Origin of the sequence: Paenibacillus thiaminolyticus (genome assembly GCF_007066085.1) — a bacterium.
GTDB classification, from domain to species: Bacteria; Bacillota; Bacilli; order Paenibacillales; family Paenibacillaceae; genus Paenibacillus_B; species Paenibacillus_B thiaminolyticus.
In genome coordinates, this window is sequence record NZ_CP041405.1 from 4,000,439 (window position 1) to 4,017,296 (window position 16,858).

15 protein-coding genes are annotated in these 16,858 nt (G+C 58.4%); all 15 read left to right on the forward strand.

Features of this window, described 5'->3' with window-relative positions:
- The first annotated feature begins 219 nt into the window (after positions 1 to 219).
- The 15 genes from hprK to FLT43_RS17925 all read left to right on the forward strand — a co-directional run bounded on the left by hprK (position 220) and on the right by FLT43_RS17925 (position 16,700).
- Positions 220 to 1,158: an HPr(Ser) kinase/phosphatase gene (gene hprK / locus FLT43_RS17855; protein ID WP_087440289.1), complete on the forward strand. Its 939-nt coding sequence runs from the start codon at positions 220 to 222 to the stop codon at positions 1,156 to 1,158.
- A 35-nt stretch (positions 1,159 to 1,193) separates the two neighbouring features.
- Positions 1,194 to 2,294, forward strand: coding sequence for a prolipoprotein diacylglyceryl transferase (gene lgt, locus FLT43_RS17860; RefSeq protein ID WP_087440288.1), 1,101 nt, complete (start codon positions 1,194 to 1,196; stop codon positions 2,292 to 2,294).
- Positions 2,295 to 2,298: 4 nt separating this feature from the next.
- Positions 2,299 to 2,952 (forward strand): pyrophosphatase PpaX, encoded by a 654-nt coding sequence (ppaX, locus tag FLT43_RS17865; RefSeq protein ID WP_087440287.1) that lies wholly within the window; start codon positions 2,299 to 2,301, stop codon positions 2,950 to 2,952.
- A complete protein-coding gene (locus FLT43_RS17870) occupies positions 2,949 to 3,473 on the forward strand; it encodes an acyltransferase (protein WP_087440286.1) in 525 nt (174 codons plus the stop codon). Before ppaX ends, FLT43_RS17870 begins: the two co-directional genes overlap by 4 nt.
- 166 nt (positions 3,474 to 3,639) lie before the next feature.
- Positions 3,640 to 4,893: a polysaccharide deacetylase family protein gene (locus FLT43_RS17875; RefSeq protein WP_164776313.1), complete on the forward strand. Its 1,254-nt coding sequence runs from the start codon at positions 3,640 to 3,642 to the stop codon at positions 4,891 to 4,893.
- A 225-nt stretch (positions 4,894 to 5,118) separates the two neighbouring features.
- Positions 5,119 to 6,300 carry an acyltransferase gene (locus FLT43_RS17880; protein ID WP_087440284.1) on the forward strand — a complete coding sequence of 394 codons (1,182 nt, stop codon included), beginning with the start codon at positions 5,119 to 5,121 and terminating at the stop codon, positions 6,298 to 6,300.
- A gap of 201 nt (positions 6,301 to 6,501) precedes the next feature.
- Positions 6,502 to 7,710, forward strand: coding sequence for an ATP phosphoribosyltransferase regulatory subunit (locus tag FLT43_RS17885; protein WP_087440283.1), 1,209 nt, complete (start codon positions 6,502 to 6,504; stop codon positions 7,708 to 7,710).
- Positions 7,711 to 7,791: 81 nt separating this feature from the next.
- The gene (hisG, locus tag FLT43_RS17890; RefSeq protein ID WP_087440282.1) at positions 7,792 to 8,424 is read left to right on the forward strand and encodes an ATP phosphoribosyltransferase; all 633 of its coding nucleotides are present in this window, start codon (positions 7,792 to 7,794) and stop codon (positions 8,422 to 8,424) included.
- Between the two features lie 370 nt (positions 8,425 to 8,794).
- A complete protein-coding gene (hisD, locus tag FLT43_RS17895; RefSeq protein WP_087440281.1) occupies positions 8,795 to 10,081 on the forward strand; it encodes a histidinol dehydrogenase in 1,287 nt (428 codons plus the stop codon).
- 82 nt (positions 10,082 to 10,163) lie between these two features.
- A complete protein-coding gene (gene hisB / locus FLT43_RS17900) occupies positions 10,164 to 10,769 on the forward strand; it encodes an imidazoleglycerol-phosphate dehydratase HisB (protein WP_087440280.1) in 606 nt (201 codons plus the stop codon).
- Positions 10,770 to 10,772: 3 nt separating this feature from the next.
- Positions 10,773 to 11,405, forward strand: coding sequence for an imidazole glycerol phosphate synthase subunit HisH (hisH, locus tag FLT43_RS17905; RefSeq protein ID WP_087440279.1), 633 nt, complete (start codon positions 10,773 to 10,775; stop codon positions 11,403 to 11,405).
- Positions 11,406 to 11,943: 538 nt separating this feature from the next.
- Entirely contained in the window at positions 11,944 to 12,696 is a 753-nt protein-coding gene (hisA, locus tag FLT43_RS17910; protein WP_087440278.1) for a 1-(5-phosphoribosyl)-5-[(5-phosphoribosylamino)methylideneamino]imidazole-4-carboxamide isomerase, read from the forward strand.
- 149 nt (positions 12,697 to 12,845) lie between these two features.
- On the forward strand, positions 12,846 to 13,604 hold the full coding sequence (gene hisF, locus FLT43_RS17915; protein WP_087440277.1) for an imidazole glycerol phosphate synthase subunit HisF: 759 nt from the start codon (positions 12,846 to 12,848) through the stop codon (positions 13,602 to 13,604).
- Positions 13,601 to 14,383 (forward strand): bifunctional phosphoribosyl-AMP cyclohydrolase/phosphoribosyl-ATP diphosphatase HisIE, encoded by a 783-nt coding sequence (gene hisIE, locus FLT43_RS17920; protein WP_087440276.1) that lies wholly within the window; start codon positions 13,601 to 13,603, stop codon positions 14,381 to 14,383. The genes hisF and hisIE overlap by 4 nt, the downstream gene beginning before the upstream one ends.
- A gap of 388 nt (positions 14,384 to 14,771) precedes the next feature.
- Entirely contained in the window at positions 14,772 to 16,700 is a 1,929-nt protein-coding gene (locus tag FLT43_RS17925) for a tetratricopeptide repeat protein (protein ID WP_087440275.1), read from the forward strand.
- The last annotated feature ends 158 nt before the right edge of the window (positions 16,701 to 16,858 follow it).

The window sequence follows — 16,858 nt, forward strand, 5'->3', positions numbered from 1 at the left end:
AAATACGTAACACGGAAAAATGGAGGACTTTGTACAAAATCTTTATATTTGGAAGCTATCATGAAAAAACAGTCCCGATCAATGAGCAAGCGCACGTGCGCTAATTGATCTGACCGGCGATTTCCGATACGATGGTTACAATGAGGAATAGGCACTTCGTTGCCTGCGTAGACGGGAAGCGGGAACGGTTGGAGTGCGGGAGACGAAGGAGTGGACAGAATGGCCAAGAGAGTAAAAGTGGCCGAGATGGCGGAGCAGTTCCATCTGGAGGTGCTGGCCGGGGAACCGGGGTTGAAGCGGCTGATTACAGTGGATGATTTGCATCGCCCCGGCCTGGAAATGGCGGGTTACTTCGAATACCATCCGAAGGAGCGTGTTCAACTCCTCGGCAAGACCGAACTTGCGTTTTTCGAGACGCTGACTCCAGAGGAGAAGCGGGATCGGATGTATCATTTCTGTTCGGAAGAGATGCCCTGCATCATCGTGACGCGGGGATTGGATGTGCCAGAGGAGATTATCGCCGTATGCCAGGAAGAAGACGTGCCCTTGCTGCGGACGCAGCTGGCGACGACGATTCTCTCGAGCCGCATTACGAGCTTCCTGGAGAAGAAGCTGGCGCCGACGACGACAATTCACGGCGTACTGGTCGACGTCTATGGCGTCGGCATGCTGATTACCGGGGGGAGCGGCATCGGGAAAAGCGAGACGGCGTTGGAACTGGTCAAGCGCGGCCATCGTCTGGTCGCCGACGATGCGGTCGAGATTCGGCAGACATCGGACAACCAGCTGCATGCCTCAGCACCGGAGCTGATCCGGCATTTGCTGGAGATTCGCGGCATCGGCATCATTAATGTGATGACGCTGTTCGGAGCTGGCGCGATCCGCAATAACAAGCGAATCAGCGTCGTCATTCGCCTCGAGAACTGGCAGCAGGATAAGCAGTATGACCGTCTTGGTCTGGATGAGGAGACGACGCGCATTATCGAGACGGATGTACCGCTCGTCACCGTGCCGGTGCGTCCCGGACGGAACCTGGCCGTTATCATCGAGGTGGCTGCGATGAACTTCCGCCTGAAGCGGATGGGCTACAATGCAGCGCTTCAATTCACGAACAAGCTGACCGAGACGATCGCCGAGGATATGGAAGACTTTGATTGAGACTCGTATTCTCAACCCATAAGGAGTGTGGATGGATGGCAACGATGTTGCTGGATCCGGTTGCATTTTCGATCGGCGCGATCAAGGTGCACTGGTATGGCATTATATTAGGCACAGCCGCGGTGGTCGGCTTGCTGCTGGCAATTCGGGAAGGCAAAAGATTTGGAATTTCTCAAGATTTTTTCATGGATTTGCTGCTGTTCGGCGTGCCTTCCGCCATTGTCGGGGCGCGTATCTATTACGTTGCCTTCAAATGGGATGATTACAAAGATAACTTATTGGAAATCTTTAAAATCTGGCATGGCGGAATTGCAATCTATGGCGCATTAATCGGCGCCGTGATTTGCGCGCTTATCTATGTTCGCAAAAAAGGGTACTCCTTCTGGCGCATCGCTGATATTTGCGCGCCGGGTCTGCTGATCGGACAAGCGATCGGCCGCTGGGGCAACTTCGTCAATCAGGAAGCGTACGGAGGACCTACAACAGAAGCGTTCCTGCGCGACACGCTGCATCTGCCGAACTTCATCGTGAACCAGATGAATGTGAACGGAACCTTCCATCATCCGACCTTCCTGTATGAGTCGCTGTGGAGCTTCGTCGGCGTGCTGCTGCTGTTCGGCTTCCGCCGGCTGCGCGGCGTACGCAGCGGGGAAGTGTTCATCGGTTACCTGATCTGGTATTCAATCGGCCGCTTCTTCATTGAAGGGCTGCGTACCGACAGTCTGGCCTACCAAGGTTCCGGATGGGTGGAATCGATGATCGGTTCGCTGTGGTCGCCGATGCAGATCGTATTCGAGCCAGGGTATCTCGATCCGAATTACGGTAATGTCCGGATATCGCAGCTGCTGGCCATCTTCTTGATCATCGGCGGCATCGCGCTCATTGTTATCCGCCGGGTAACCGGGGCTTCGAAGGCCCTGTATCGGGATCCGATTGTATCGACGAAGCCTTCACAGGTTATCGAAGCGACGGATCGCGGCACGAATGGCGACGGAAGCAAGTCGGAAGCAGAAGCTCCTGGGAAGGCGAAGCCCGCTGAGGAAGCGTCCCCTTCCAGGGACGTGGCCAAGGAAGTGCCTGAATCGGCGGAGCCGCCTGCGGCTGCGGAAGCGGAACGTGACATAAAGGAGAAATAGCATAATGATTCGTACAGTACTGTTCGATCTGGACGGAACGATTATCGATACTAATGAACTGATTATCGAGACCTTCCTGCATGTGCTGCTGGAGCGCACGCCGACTCCGCTGACACGGGATCAGATTATTCCGAGCATGGGAATGCCGCTCGAATATCAGCTGCGGGAGTTCAGCGGATTGGACGATGTGGAGGAGCTCAAAGCCGCATATCGCCGCTACAATATTTCCCGGCATGATGAGCTGGTGCGCGAGTTCCCGCACGTGAAGGAAGTTATCGGCGCTTTGCACGAGGGCGGCATTCAGCTCGGCATCGTCACGACGAAGATGCGCGAGACGACGGAGCGGGCATTGCGCATGTTCGGCTTGCTGGATCAGATGGGCGTGGTCGTCACGATCAACGATGTCCAGCATGCGAAGCCGCATCCGGAGCCGGTGCTGCTCGCCATCGAGAAGCTGAAGGCCGACCCGGCGACGACGCTCATGGTTGGCGACAGCCCAGCCGACATCCAGTCGGCCAATGCGGCCGGCGCCATTTCCTGCGGCGTGGCCTGGTCGTTGAAGGGCGAAGCGGTGCTTAGCCAATACGAACCGCGCCATATCATTCATGATATGCGCGATATATTGACACTCGTCGGATGGGAGCGGGAATCCAAGTGAGAGATGTGGAGCGGCACCCTGTCGAAGGGCCGAACAGCCTGTGGCAAATATACCGGTCGGTAAGCCCGTGGAAGGGCGTCTGGAACTTCATCTGGGTTCAATTCGCCCGTTACTGCCCTTCGGTGCGGCTCAAACGATGGATTTATGTGTATCTCTTGAAGATGAAAGTCGGCCGCCATACGGCCTTCGGGCTGATGGCCATGGTCGATGTCTTCTTCCCGGAATATATCGAGGTTGGGGACAATACGATTGTCGGCTACAATGCGACGCTGCTGGCACATGAATATTTGACGAAGGAATACCGTCTCGGGAAGGTCCGCATCGGCAGTCATGTGATGATTGGGGCGAACAGCACCATTCTGGCTGGTGTGACGATTGGGGATCATGCGGTAATCGCGGCCGGGACGGTCGTGCATAAGGATGTGTTGCCCGGCCAAATGGTTGCCGGCAATCCGATGCGGGTGATCCGCGAGGCGAATTCGGCTCCCGGCAGAGCAGGCGGATCGGACGCCGAATCATGAACCGGCAGTCGTATGGCAGGCTGCCGGTTTTTCCTGTTGGTTGCCGCTGCTTCGATATTTGCTATCTATTTTTCAGATGAATAAGAAAAGTGAGAAATGACAAGCATTGGGGAATATGCTAATGTTGGATAGATGCAACTAAGTGATGATGTAGAGGATGAAGGGAATGGGCATGAGACGGGCCGCAGGCGCGGTGCTCCTGATTGCCTTGCTGTGCGTCGCGCTGTTCATCGATATCGACAGGAATCATATCGATAGCCGCCCTCTCGTCTGGAAGGGACAAGCGGGCGAAGGGGAGTATGCGCTCCAGGCGGGCGGCGAATGGTATATATCGGCTAATGCGCTGCAGCAAGCATACGGAGTAGACGTACATATCGTCGATGAAGGGAAGGAGCTTCAGCTGTTCCCGACGACGAGACAGGAATCGCAGTGGGATTACAAACCGGTTTTTTATGAGGATCAGGTTATTACGTTAATGTACCATAATGTGCAGAAGAACCCGGACCATGTCACGTTTATCTCGCCGGAGCAGTTCGAGGAGCAGCTGCTGGCGATAATGAGCAGCGGGTTTCATTTTATATCCATGGATGAATATATCGATTATATGCTGAACGGCGCGCCGGTTCCGCCGAATGCCGTCCTGATTACCTTCGATGACGGGTACGAGTCGTTCTATACGGAAGTGTACCCGGTGCTGCGGAAATACCATCTGACCGCCACGAACTTCGTTATCGTCGAGACGATTGACAATCCGAAGCAGACCAAGCACAAGAAGCTGTCATGGGCGCAAATGCGGGAGATGAAGCAGCACGGGATGAGCTTCTACAGCCATACCTTCCACTCGCATGAGTACCGCCCGGTGAATGATCGGGGCTTCCTTCGTCCAATGCTGACCTGGAATACGTATCTGAAAAAGGAAGATCGCAAGGAGACCGATGAGGAATATGAGGAGCGGGTTCGCCGCGATCTGGCCACGGCGGAGAAGGTGCTGAAGAAGGAACTGGGCAATACGAACAGCTTGCTCGCGTTCCCGTTCGGCGCCTATAACAGCAAGGTGCTGGAGATTTGCCGCGAGCTGGATATCCCGATTACGTTCACGGTTCGTCCCGGGATTAACGGGCGGAACAATCGGAACGGGTTCCGAATCAATGGTGGGAATCAGCAGATTGCCACGCCGAAGCTTATTGAGCAGATGCGCAACCGGGGCGCCCATACGAAGGTGGCCCGTGTCAAGCCGAGCAGAATCGTGACCTGGAACGGAGCCGAGCTGGTGCTGGCTGTCCCTCCTCTCGTGAAGAACGGGAAATGGTATATTGCGCTCAACGATTTGCAGCATCATTTTCGGTTGAGCTATGAGATGAGAGATGCGGATCGCAGCATTGAATTGTTCCTGGGGCAATATTCGGGTAAAGGGTTATAAAATACCGTCCCACGTAAACTTTACTAGTCGAATCCTCCATGAAAAGCGATGTTTCCGGTTGAGGCTATGCCGATTTTGACATATAATGTTATATTGTAAATGGGTTTCATTTCGCAACATGAAAACATCCATAATTAAGGAGCAGGCGCTGCCGGTCGAGACGAGATTGGCCGCGCCTGCCTGATCAGATGCTTGCCGGCCGGCAGGTGTCGGAAAGGAAGGACAATGAGCCGCAAAGAGCACATTACCGCCATTCCTATTGTGCGAGCGCTGGCCATGATTGGCGTCATCAGCGTGCATTCCACATCGCAGGCAACGGTAGATATGGTTGATTCGAGTTGGTATTATCTGTATAACTTTTTCAACATCTTTTTCAAATACGGCACGCCGACCTTCATTCTGCTGAGCAGCTTCGTGCTGTTCTACAACTACGGCGGACGGGACAAGCTGGAGCCTGCCGTGCTGGGCAAGTTCTACCGGAATCGGCTGCTCTATGTCATCATTCCGTATATCGTCGCATCGATCGGGTATTTCCTGATGCAGCATATGATGTATTACCGTACCCGCGGCTTCGAGGATTCGATGTATTCGTTTTTCACCAAATTATTGACCGGCTCCGCTTATACGCACTTATACTTTGTTTTTATCAGCATTCAGTTCTATATCTTGTTCCCATTGATGCTTAAGCTGTTCCGGTCCAAGACGATATTGGCCTGGTCGATTCCGCTAGGGCTGCTGCTGCAGTGGGGCTTCGTGCTCTGGAACAAATATGACCTCCAGATTGTCAATAAAGGCAGCATCTCGCTATCGTATGTCAGCTATTATTTCCTGGGTGCCTATGTCGGCTTGAATTTCGAGAAAATTCGACCGTGGCTGACGTCGCTCGGGCAGAAGGGAAATCCGCTTCGCTTCCGGATCGGGTCGCTTGCGCTGTGGGGCGCGTGGCTGCTGTTCGCGATGCTTCATGTTCAGGTCTGGTTCTGGTCGCGTTCAACCAATGAATGGACCAACTCGCTTGTCTATGAGATGCTGTGGAACTTCCACACGCTCACATCGGCTATCGTCTTGATGCAGCTGGCCTTTTTCCTGGAACGGAAGCTGCCGGACTGGCTTCGCAAAGCCCTTATGCAGCTGGGGGATCTGTCCTTCGGCATCTACCTGCTGCATCCCGTCTTCCTTGCCTTGTACCGCAAATATGCTTGGTTCGGAGGCGGCTCACTTGCGTATATGCTGTTTATCGCGGGAGGCTATGCCGTGGCGCTCGGCTTGTCCTGGCTCGTCGTCTACGCGGCATTCCGCTTCATCCCGTTCGCCTGGATCGGATTCGGCGCCGTGCCGCGCAGCTTCAAGGCGAAGCGGGCACCGCACCAGAAGTCGGGTTCCATCACCCCAGGCACAAATGCATAATGGATTTCGGACAAGACCGTCTGCCGTCGCAGGCGGTCTTTTTGTCGTAGGCGGCAACGATGGTAAGAACCGCTGAGGGATTGACGATGAGGCTGATCCGTGATAATATTACCTTTAAATTTTTACTTCATTTTGCTAATAAATTAACTTGGTAGTACTTTACCATATTAAAGTAAGGAGTATGAAATACGGGGTGAGTCCATGTCGAAGCCGAGAATGTTCGAGAAGCCCTCCGGCGTGCGGGATTATTTGCCGGAAGCGGTTCGCAAGCTAAGAGAAATCGAGCGGAAGGTGCTCCATACGATGGAGTGCTGGGGATATGCACAAATTATTACCCCGACGATGGAATTCTATGACACGGTGGGGACGGCCAGCGCTACCTCCGATCAGAAGCTGTTCAAGCTGCTGAATCAGCGTGGAACGCCGATGGTGCTGCGTTCGGATATGACGGGGCCTATCGCGCGCGTCGTCTCTTCCTTGCTCGGGAAGGAGCAGTTCCCGATCCGCCTGTCCTATCATGCGAATGTGTTCCGGGCGATGGAAGAAGAGGCGGGGCGGGAGGCCGAGTTTTTCCAGACGGGTGCGGAGCTGGCGGGCAACGGTTCGCCGGAGGCCGATGCGGAGGTGATCGCGCTGGCGATCGCCTGCCTGAAGGCCTCGGGAATCGAGCGGTTCAAGGTGGCGCTCGGCCATCACGGATACGTGCAGAGCTTGTTCGAGGATGCGCTGCCCGGGGATGAGGAGAACCAGCTTCGCCTGAAGCAGCTGCTGATTCAGCGCGACGTGGTCGGCTACCGGGCGCAGGCAAGCCTGCTCGGGCTGGAGGCCGAGCGGCTTGAGCCGTTGGAGGCGCTGCTGCAGCTCCGGGGCGGCCGCGCGGTACTGGACCAGGCGCGCGCGCTGTCTGGCAAGCCGGAGATGGCGGCTTCTCTTGCTCATTTGGAGCAGGTATGGGAAGTTCTGGAGGCGTACGGGGTTGCGGGGCATCTGCTGCTCGATTTGACGATGCTGGGGGACTTTTCTTATTATACGGGCACGATTTTTGAAGGATATGCCGCAGACATGGGGTTCCCGGTCATGAGCGGCGGACGTTATGATCATTTGCTGCAGCAATTCGGCCGTCCTGCTCCGGCGACGGGCTTCGCGCTCAAGACGACGCGCATTATCGATGCCTTGTCCCGGCCTGGCGAGAACGAAGAGGGGCAGGCGAAGCCGGTGCTGATTCAATATGAGGCGGCCAGACGGGCGGAAGCCTTTACGGAGGCGGGCCGGCTGCGGGCGGAAGGCGTTATTGCCGTTACGCAGCTGCTGAGAGACGAAGCGGCGGGAGTGACATCCTGGGGAGGGACGGAAGCCGCAGGCCAGACGCAGGGCCGCTACCGCGAGGTGCTCACCTTTACGCAATCGTGACACAGGAGAGATGACGGGAGCGAGGCCGGGAGCGGGAATGGGGCTTCGCCTCGCGGCCCGTGAGAAGACAGGAGGGATACCATGCAGGATTGGTTGAAGGTGGCCATGCCGAAGGGGCGAATCTACAAGCAGGCTTCCACGCTGTTCCGCGATGCGGGGCTGCCAGTACCCGAGGATGAAGAGGATTCCCGCAAGCTGATCATCGATGTGCCGGAAGCGCGCATGCAGTTCATTATGGCGAAGCCGGTCGACGTTCCGACTTATGTCGAATACGGGGTTGCGGATGTCGGTATCGCCGGTAAAGATGTGCTGATGGAAGAGAATAAGGATGTCTATGAGCTGCTCGATCTTGGCATTGCCCGCTGCCGGATGTCAGTGATTGGCCTTCCGTCATGGAAGCCATCCATTCATCTGCGGGTCGCGACGAAGTATCCGAATGTCGCCTCGCAGTATTTCCGGGAGCAAGGGCAGCAGGTGGAAGTGATTAAGCTGAACGGATCGATCGAGTTGGCTCCGTTAATCGGGCTGGCCGATCGGATCGTCGATATGGTCGAGACAGGCAAGACGCTGAAGGAGAACGGGCTGGTAGAGCTGGAAGAGATGTTCGGGATTACGAGCCGGCTCATCGCGAACCGGGTCAGTTACCGGATGAAGAACGAAGCGATTCAGCAGCTGTGCGACCGCATTCAGCGCGTCGTGCCTCCGCAGCTGTAGGCGGTCCGGAGGCGGTGCGGGCCTTCGCCGTCCGCTTCGCGCTTCGTCGACCGGGATGGAGGGTGTCCGCGGTGAATGCAGCTGGATCGGCAGCCGAGTCGGTGGCCGAATCGGCACCCGGCCTTCGCAGCCGATTATGGAGGTGGCGGATGGAGCCGGGAATTGCGGTTAGGTTCGTGTACTTTGATCTGAATCTATGGCGATTTCTGTGGGTAATTGTGGATTTATACAGATAGCAGATACATTATGAGAGATATGGAAGGATAGATGGAACTGCAGGAACGCGGGCGATCGGGGATTTGCTGTTGGATAGAGCCGGGGATACGACGAACGCGCGCGCTACATTTCAGGAGAGGACGGGAGGAGCAGCATGCGGATTATCGAAGCAGCGGATTGGCGTGTTGAGCGCAAGGTAGATTACGGAACCCGGGAGCAGTTGGAGACGGTTCAGGCGATTATCCGGGATGTGCGGAAGGAGGGAGATGGAGCGGTGCTCCGCTATACCGGACAGTTCGACCGGATGGAACTGGCTCCAGCGCAGCTGCGCATCGCTCCGGCGGAGATTGAGGCGGCCTACGGGCAAGTGAAGGACGCCTTCCTCGCCGCCTTGCGCGAGGCGGCCGCGAATATCCGCGCCTTCCACGAGAAGCAGAAGCGCACGTCATGGATGGATTTCCAGCCGGACGGCACGCTGCTGGGGCAAATTATGCGGCCGCTGAAGCGGGTCGGCGTCTATGTGCCCGGCGGGAGCGCGGCTTATCCTTCCTCCGTCCTGATGAATGTCATTCCCGCCCAGGTCGCGGGCGTGCCCGAGATCGTCATGGTCACCCCGCCATCGACCGGCGGGAAGGGCGGGATCGACCCGCATATTCTGGTCGCGGCGGCGGAGGCTGGCGTGAAGGAGATCTACCAGGTTGGCGGGGCGCAGGCGATCGCTGCCCTGGCTTACGGCACGGAGACGATCGCTCCGGTCGATAAAATCTGCGGGCCAGGCAATATTTATGTCGCCCTGGCGAAGCGTGAAGTGTACGGCGCGGTCGATATCGACAGCATCGCCGGCCCTTCCGAGATTGTCGTCTTGGCGGATGCGACGGCCACGCCGGCTTATGTGGCGGCCGATCTGCTATCCCAGGCCGAGCATGACGCGATGGCTTCGGCCGTGCTCGTCACCGACTCGCGCCCGCTGGCGGAGGCGGTGGCCGCCGAGGTGGAGCGCCAGCTCGCCTCGCTGCCGCGCCGGGAAATTGCGGCGATGTCGATCGAAGGCTATGGGGCGATCGTGGTCGTGCCTGGGCTGAAGGAAGGCGTGGAACTGGTCAACCGACTGGCTCCGGAGCATTTGGAGATTATGACGTCCGACCCGATGGAATGGGTAGGCGCGATCGAGAATGCCGGTGCGATCTTCCTCGGCGAGTATAGCTCCGAGCCGGTAGGCGACTATTACGCCGGGCCGAACCATATCATCCCGACGAATGGCACGGCGCGCTTCTCTTCGCCGGTCGACGTCGATATGTTCATGAAGAAGTCGAGTCTGATCCGGTACAGCCGGGAGGCGCTGCAGCGGGACGGGGAGCGGATTATGGAGCTGGCCCGCCACGAAGGTCTGGAGGCGCACGCCCGTGCGATCGGAATCCGGCTCGGGCAGATGAAGGAATAGATAGCGGCCACCGAGGCAGAGGAAGCTGTCCGGCGAGCGATACCGCAATACAGCATACACGAGAAGAAGGGCGGAACGATCAATGGAATATGGAGCATTGCAAACGCGGGAAGCGGCCATTGCCCGCACAACGAATGAGACGGATATACAGTTGTCGTTCAATGTAGACGGAAGCGGTACAAGCCGCCTGGAGACGGGCGTGCCATTCCTGAACCATATGCTGGACCTGTTCGCGAAGCACGGCCAGTTCGATCTCGCGGTCCGGGCGGATGGCGATACGGACATCGATGACCACCATACGGTGGAGGATATCGGCATCTGTCTCGGCCAGGCGCTGCGCGAAGCGCTCGGGAACAAGGCGGGCATCCGGCGATATGCCTCGGTCTTCGTGCCGATGGACGAGGCGCTTGCTCAAGTTGTCATCGATCTGAGCAACCGGCCTCACTTCGAGCACCGCGCCGTCTATCCGGCCGCCCGGGTCGGTGCGTTCGATACCGAGCTGGTGCATGAGTTTCTATGGAAGCTGGCGCTGGAGAGCCGGATGACGCTCCATGTGATCGTTCATTACGGGCAGAACACACACCATATTATCGAAGCCGTGTTCAAGGCGCTCGGGCGGGCGCTGGATGAGGCGACCGCGATCGATCCGCGCGTGGAAGGCGTTCCGTCCACTAAGGGAGTGCTGTAAGCGATGATTGCGGTATTGGATTACGGAATGGGAAACCTGCACAGCGTCAGCACGGCGGTGGAACGCCTCGGCTATGAAGCGGCAATCTGCCGCGAGCCCGAGCAGCTGGCGGAGGCCGCGGGCATTATTCTCCCCGGCGTCGGCGCGTTCGGCGATGCGATGGAATCGCTGCAGGCGACCGGCCTGGGCCGGGCGTTCACGGAGGCGGTGCAGGCCGGCAAGCCGGCGCTCGGCATCTGCCTCGGCATGCAGCTGCTCTTCGAGGAAGGGGAAGAGCACGGCCGCCATGCCGGTCTCGGGCTCCTGCCCGGCCGGGTGATCCGCTTCGAGGGCGGCCACTACAAGGTCCCGCATATGGGCTGGAACCGGCTGCAATGGGAGCAGCCGGATCATGGGCTGACTGCCGGGCTGGAGGAAGGGCATGTCTACTTCGTCCACTCGTACCATGTGCTGGCCGATAAGCAGAAGGATGTCATCGCGACTTGCCAATACGGAGGCCGATCGGTGACGGCGATGGTCGGCCGGGGCCGTCTGTACGGCATGCAGTTCCACCCCGAGAAGAGCGGGGAAGTGGGCCGGCGTCTGCTGGAGCGGTTCCTCCAGTTGGCCGAGGGGCCGGGACGGGTTCGGGATTGAGCTGCGAACCGAGACTGGCGGGGCTCTGTGGTTAACGAGGCTCTGTTGCCGAAGCGGTCCGTCGCGAGGGCGAAGGCCAAGCCAAGGCGCTGGCAAGGAAAAGCGTGAGGCATGAGCGGAAGGCATGAGTTGGAAAAGTGTTCGGTAGGTGCGGCGATAGGCGAAAGCTGCAAAAGTGCGCGGTAGGGGCGACGATGGGCGAAAGCTGCAAAAGTGCAGTTTTTTGACTGTTTCTGCGGTGAAAAGAAGAAATTCCTGCAGCGTTGCATCAATTTCGTGGAATAAAGGTTGGATTGCGGAATACATGAACGAAATGATGTATTTTTGCAGGATTGGCGTCGAAAACGCTTGCCCCAAAAAACAAAACTGTAATTTTGCAGGATTGGTAGGGCAGCGGGAGCACGTGCGGCTGTTGCATTCGAAGAGAGGAAGAAGGAGAGCACGGAAACGTAGGAGGTCGAGTGAAGAAGTTTGGGCGGCGTTTGTATGGGGTATGTGTGGCGTTTGTGTGGCGGTTGAGTGACAAGGAGGTAAGTATATGACGGCATTTACAATATATCCGGCCATCGATATTCGGGGAGGACGCTGTGTCCGGCTCGTGCAGGGCGATTACGGACAGGAGACGGTCTATGACGAATCCCCGCTTGATGTGGCGGGTCGCTGGGAGCGGGAGGGCGCGTCCTGGATTCACCTCGTCGATCTGGATGGCGCGAAGGCCGGGCACCCGGTCAATGACCGGCTTATTGGAGAGATCGCCCGCACCGTCGGCGTGCCGGTGCAGGTCGGCGGCGGCTTGCGGACGCGAGCGGATGTGGAGCGGCTGCTGGAAGCGGGCGTGGCGCGGGTCATTCTGGGCACGGCCGCGATTGAGGATCGCGCGTTCGTCGAAGACGTGCTGTCCCGGCACGGCGGTCATGTCGCGATCGGCATCGATGCGCGCGACGGCTATGTGGCGACGCGGGGGTGGCTCGAGACGTCGGAGGTGCAGGCAGAAGCGCTGGCATGCCAGCTGGCTGAGGTTGGCGCGAAGACGTTTATTTTTACGGATATTTCCCGCGACGGCATGATGCGCGGGCCGAATGTGGAGGCGATCACGGCGTTGGCCCGGGCTTGCGGTCAGCAGGTTATCGCCTCGGGCGGCGTCAGCAGCATGGCGGATGTGGAGACGCTGGCCGCTCAGGCGAAGGACGGCGTCAGCGGCGCCATTATCGGGAAGGCGCTGTATACCGGCAGCGTTCGCCTGGAGGAGGCGGTCCGGCTGGCCGAAGCGGCCGGAAGCAACGGGCGCTAGCCTGGTCTAAGCGGGCCGATCCGCCGATCTAAGCGGGTCGATGGCCGATGCGGGCTGGTCTGGGGTTCTGAGGGTCCGAGGGTCTGAGGAATGGACAGCCGATGCGAATTCCATGAGATTGAATGCCTGCGAGGAATGGAGGAATGCAAATGTTAGCCAAACGAATCATCCCTTGCCTGGACGTCAAGGACGGACGGGTCGTCAAGGGCGTTAACTTCGTGCAGCTGCGTGATGCCGGCGATCCGGTGGAGCTGGCCGCCCTGTATGATCGGGAGGGTGCCGATGAATTGGTCTTTCTGGACATTTCCGCTTCGGTGGAGGGCCGGGCCACGATGGTCGAGGTCGTCAGGCAGACGGCGGCCGAGATCTCGATTCCCTTCACGGTGGGCGGCGGCATCGGACATGTCGATGATATGATGCGGATTCTGCGCGCGGGCGCAGACAAGATCGGAATCAATACGGCGGCGGTGCAGCAGCCGTCCCTCATTCGCGACGGGGCCCGCCGCTTCGGCTCGCAGTGCATCGTCGTCGCGGTGGACGCCCGCTATCATGAGGAGTGGGGCGAATGGGAGGTCTATATTCACGGCGGGCGCACTCCAACCGGTCTCCGCGCGGTGGAATGGGCCCGGGAGGCCGAGAAGCTGGGCGCCGGCGAGATACTGCTGACGAGCATGGATGCGGACGGAACGAAGAACGGATTCGATGTTCGGCTGACCCGCGCCGTGTCCGATGCGGTGGGCATTCCGGTTATCGCTTCCGGCGGTGCCGGGCATACTGAGCATTTCCTGGAGGCCTTCCAGCAAGGCGGGGCGGATGCGGCGTTGGCGGCTTCCATTTTCCACTATAAAGAGGTGTCGGTACAGGAAGTCAAAGAGACGCTGCGCCAGCAAGGAGTGAATGTGCGATGACAGAATCGAGAGTGACAGCCGGATTGAGCGCCTATGGAGAGGCGTTGGCGGATCGCATCCGCTGGGACGGACAGGGGCTCGTACCGGCGATCGTGCAGGATGCGGGGACCCGGGAAGTGCTGATGATGGCCTATATGAACCGCGAGTCGCTCCTGAAGTCATGCGAGACCGGGGAGACGGTCTTCTGGAGCCGCTCCCGGCAGGAGTTGTGGCATAAAGGCGCCACCAGCGGCAACACGCAGCGCATTGTCGAGATGGCAGCCGATTGTGACGGGGATACGCTGCTTATTCAGGTGATCCCGAACGGTCCTGCATGCCATACGGGGACGTACACCTGCTTCGACGCAGACCGCAGCGGGATTGCTCCGCTGTCTGAAGCGCAGGAGGCGCTGGTTGCGAGGTCCGGGGCTGTTGCAGAGGATGCGGCATTGGCTGCGGACCCGTACCGGGTGCTGGCGGAGCTGGAGCAGGTCATTGCCGAGCGGGAGGAGGAGCGGCCCAAAGGGGCGTATACGACGTATTTATTTGATTCTGGACTTGATAAAATATTGAAAAAGATCGGCGAAGAGAGCGCCGAGGTTCTGATTGCCGCCAAAAACGGGGATAAAAAAGAGCTGACGGGCGAGGCCGGGGATTTGCTCTTCCATCTGCTTGTGCTGCTGCGCGAGCGGAAGCTGCCGTTCGTACAGGTGCTGAATGAGCTGCAGCGCCGGCACCAAGGGCCGCGCCGCGATACCTATCATGCGCACGGGAAGATCAAGCCTTCAACTGAATCGTAAGCAGCTTCATGGGCGGACGCCTGTTCCTTATATCCGAGGAGCGGGAGCCGCTTTTTTGCGTCCAGGAGTCGGAAACGCCCTTAGCCGTGGCAGTCTTGTCTCCACGAAATGCGGAATGCGGCCGACGCGGAGTGATGCCATGAGTTGGTTGCCCGCAAGAGAAGGGTGCGATATAATATATTTAGAATTATTATCATTTTAAAATTATGCTTATTTGGTGATGGGTTTGTCTCTCCTTGGGTAGTAACGGGATTGTCTCTCCTTGCGGTAGAAATATCCATGCGCATCCGCCCCGGGACGGCTCGACGAAGGGGTGGGGGAAGGCGCGTCATTATGGTATACTGAAGGTTATGTATACAACGATGATGCGGCAGGAGGTGCCTTGGCGATGGCAGGAGAGAAGCCACATCGAACCGGCAGGGATAACGCGGATGCACATGGTAACGTCGTGATGTTCCCGGTAGATGCGGCCGCGTATTCCGATCGCGCGGTAAAATTATTAGATCGGCTGCAATATGACAAGGCATTGCGGTATTTCCGCAGAGCGGTCGAATGCGAGCCTGGCGATGCGATTCACCAGTGCAATCTGGCTGGGGCGTTGGCAGAGACGGGGCGCTTCGAGGAGTCGAATCTCATCCTCCGCCATATTGTGAATGAGCTCGATCCATCCATGAGTGAATGTTATTACTATATGGCGAATAATTTCGCTTATCTTGAATGCTATCAGGAGGCGGAGGCGGCGCTCGATATTTACTTGGCGCTGGATCCGCAGGGAGCTTACGGCAGCGAGGCGCTGGAAATGAAGGAGATGCTTCATGACGAGATGAATCGGCCTGGTTCGTACCCGGGATCCCGGCCGCCCGCCAATGCGGCGGCCTTCGAAGAGGCGGCGAGAGGCTTGAAGGAAGCCGCTGCCGCTTTGAGCAGCGCTGCGGAGTCCGAGGCAAGCGGCAAGCCGGCGAATGCGCCCGGACAAGCCCTCCGGGAAGCCCAGAGCGGACAGGAAGCCGAGCATCAGCAAGCCCGGCGGATGATGGAAGAAGGCAGGTTTTTGGAGGCGGGGCGTATTCTCGAGCTGCTGCTTGAGGCGGACCCCGACGATCTGCCTGCCCGGAACAATCTGGCGCTCGCCTATTATTATATGGGCTTCTTCAAGGAAGCCCGTGAGATGCTTCATCAGGTGCTTGCGCTGGATCCCGGCCATTTGCACGCCCTGTGCAATCTGGCGATATTCGAGCGTCAGGCCGGAGGAACGGAGCAGGAGCGGGAGTTGATGGAGCGGCTGGCGAAGCTGCAGCCCTTCCATCGGGAGCCCGCCTTCAAGCTGGCGAACACGCTGGGCATTCTCGGCCGGCATGAGGAGGCTTACCGCCATCTGCGGCGCCTGCTTGCGACCGGATCGCCTGCCGAGCCGGGTGTCTATCATTGCGCGGCGGTGGCGGCCTGCCATCTCGGACGGTACGATGAAGCGGCCGGCTGGTGGGCAGCCTGCCGGCGCCTGGATCCGGAGAGCGGCATCGGTTCGTATTACTTGGAGCTGCTTCAGCAAGGCGGAGGAGGCCGTCCGGATCCGATGCCTAGCTATCATTACCGCATTCCTTACGAAGCGAAGGCGCGCTCCGGACGGCGGGCCGAACGGTCCACGGCAGCGGAACGGAAAGTCCGGCAAGAAGCCGGAGAACCGGGAGCGGCCGCCGAATGGGAACGGCAGCTGAAGTCGGATCCGCTCGTCCGCTCCTCCTTGTTCTGGGCGCTGCGCTCCGGCGACTCCGCGACGAAGCTGCAGGCGCTTCAGGCGATGAGCCTGATCAATGACGAAGAGGCGAAGCAGGCGCTCCGGGGGCTGTTGCTCGATCCGGAGCAGGATGGCTACGTGAAGGAATTGACCATATATGTCCTGCGCTTGCTCGGCGTTGAGGACGCGCTTGACGTGGAATGGAACGGCAAGAAGCAGCTCGTGGACGGATATCATCTGCTAAGCGGGCTCCCGAGATGGGAACCGGGCTGGCAGCAGGTAATCGATGCGATCCGGACCGGGATGAACGGCCGCTATGACCTGATTCAGATGCATGACGCGGAGAAGATCTGGATTGAATTTCTCCGTCGGTCATATCCTAATGAAGTGCCGCGCATCGCGAAGGCGGCCAGTTGGGCGGCGGCGATTGAATATATCATCGCGAAGAAGCATGGCCACCCGATTACGAGCAGCGAGGCGGGGGAACGGTATGCCGTATCCGCCGCAACGGTCGCCAAGCATGCCAAGCGCATGGAAGAGGCATTCCGCCCAGAGACAACCGAGAAGAACATCTACCAATAGACGCGTTTTCCCAAGTGATAACCGGGCGTATTTACAAAGCAGCTTCTCCACACTGGGAAGGGGATTGCAGGATAGGAAGCTGAGGTGCTTTCCGAATCCCTTTGTGCGCAGAAGCGGACTTTTTGAATAACCTCTAATAGTGAAGGAGGCCTTTTATT